We start from the raw sequence: 1533 nt of genomic DNA, 5'->3' as shown, positions 1-1533 counted from the left end.
ATGCCAGACAACACATAATGTGTCGGACAGACCGCTTCGCGAGCAGGCTCGCTCCCACCGGGACTGATACCGCTCAAAGAATCGGTTATTCAGCCCGCAGGGTCTTCACCCCGTCAGCAGTCCCCAGCAGCAGCACATCCGCCGGACGTGCGGCGAACAGGCCGTTGGTGACCACGCCGACAATGGCGTTGATCTGGCTTTCCAGCTCGACCGGGTTGCTGATCTGCAGGTTGTGGACGTCCAGGATAATGTTGCCGTTGTCGGTCAGCACACCTTCGCGATACACCGGGTCACCGCCCAGTTTCACCAGCTGGCGGGCAACGTGGCTGCGGGCCATGGGGATAACTTCCACCGGCAGCGGGAACGCGCCGAGCACCGGCACCAGCTTGCTGGCGTCGGCGATGCAGATAAAAGTCTTGGCGACTGCCGCGACAATCTTCTCGCGGGTCAGTGCAGCGCCACCGCCCTTGATCAGGTTCAGGTGCGCATCGCTTTCATCGGCGCCGTCGATGTAGAACTCCAGGTCGCTCACGGTGTTGAGCTCGTACACCGGGATCCCGTGGCCCTTGAGGCGCGCGGCGGTGGCTTCGGAGCTGGCGACCGCGCCATCGAACGCACCCTTGTGTTGCGCCAGCGCGTCGATGAAGCAATTGGCAGTAGAGCCGGTGCCGACCCCGACGATGCTCTTGTCATCCAGCTTCGGGAGGATGAGGTCGACGGCGGCCTGGGCCACGGCCTGTTTGAGTTGATCCTGGGTCATGCGGGCTCCGAAGGTGCCGAGAGGGAACGAAAGGCCGGCATTATAGGCGTCGGAGCAGCCTTGGTCATTGCCTGTTTGGCACAGATCCAGTGTGGCAAGTGCCTTAATTCGTGTGGTCGCCCGGCCAAAAGCCGGGTTAGACTCCCTGGCCCTGCCCAACCCGCTCAGTGATGCTTTCCGATGCTCGAACAGTACGTCAAGAAGATCCTCACCTCGCGCGTTTATGACGTTGCCGTTGAAACCCCGTTGCAGACCGCTCGCCAGCTCTCCGAGCGGCTGGGCAACGACGTCTGGCTCAAGCGTGAAGACCTGCAGCCGGTGTTCTCGTTCAAGATTCGCGGGGCCTACAACAAGCTGACCCAGCTCAGCGACGAAGAGCGCGCCCGCGGCGTGGTCACGGCCTCGGCCGGCAACCACGCCCAGGGCCTGGCGCTGGCGGCCAAGGTGCTGGGCGTCAAAGCCACCATCGTCATGCCCAAGACCACCCCAGAGATCAAGGTCGAAGGCGTACGCTCCCGTGGCGGCAAAGTGGTGTTGCATGGCGACTCGTTCCCCGAGGCTCTGGCCTATTCGCTGAAGCTGGTCGACGAAAAGGGCTACGTCTACATCCATCCCTACGACGATCCCCATACCATCGCCGGGCAGGGCACCGTGGCGATGGAAATTCTCCGTCAGCATCCCGGGCGCCTCGATGCGATATTCGTCCCGGTGGGCGGGGGCGGGCTGATTGCCGGGATCGCGGCCTATGTGAAATACCTGCGCCCCGAGATCAG

Annotated in this window: 2 protein-coding genes; one reads left to right on the top strand and one right to left on the bottom strand. The window is 63.0% G+C overall.

Features of this window, described 5'->3' with window-relative positions; genetic code table 11:
* Nucleotides 1-85: 85 nt before the first annotated feature.
* Complete coding sequence (gene rpiA / locus ACE04F_RS08820; protein WP_486105946.1) at nt 86-760, bottom strand: ribose-5-phosphate isomerase RpiA; 675 nt, start codon at nt 758-760, stop codon at nt 86-88.
* 180 nt (nt 761-940) lie between these two features.
* Between rpiA and ACE04F_RS08815 the strand changes: the two genes are divergently transcribed.
* Nucleotides 941-1533, top strand: a 593-nt coding sequence (locus ACE04F_RS08815; RefSeq protein WP_486105944.1) for a pyridoxal-phosphate dependent enzyme, incomplete at its 3' end; no start/stop codon positions are given.

This window comes from Pseudomonas sp. AGC41 (genome assembly GCF_057334555.1).
This window is presented reverse-complemented; position numbering and strand designations above follow the sequence as displayed.

What these genes read in the sequence shown, in the direction of transcription:
- rpiA (WP_486105946.1), bottom strand. Translation starts at nt 760, where the DNA reads ATGACCCAGGATCAACTCAAACAGGCCGTGGCCCAGGCCGCCGTCGAC.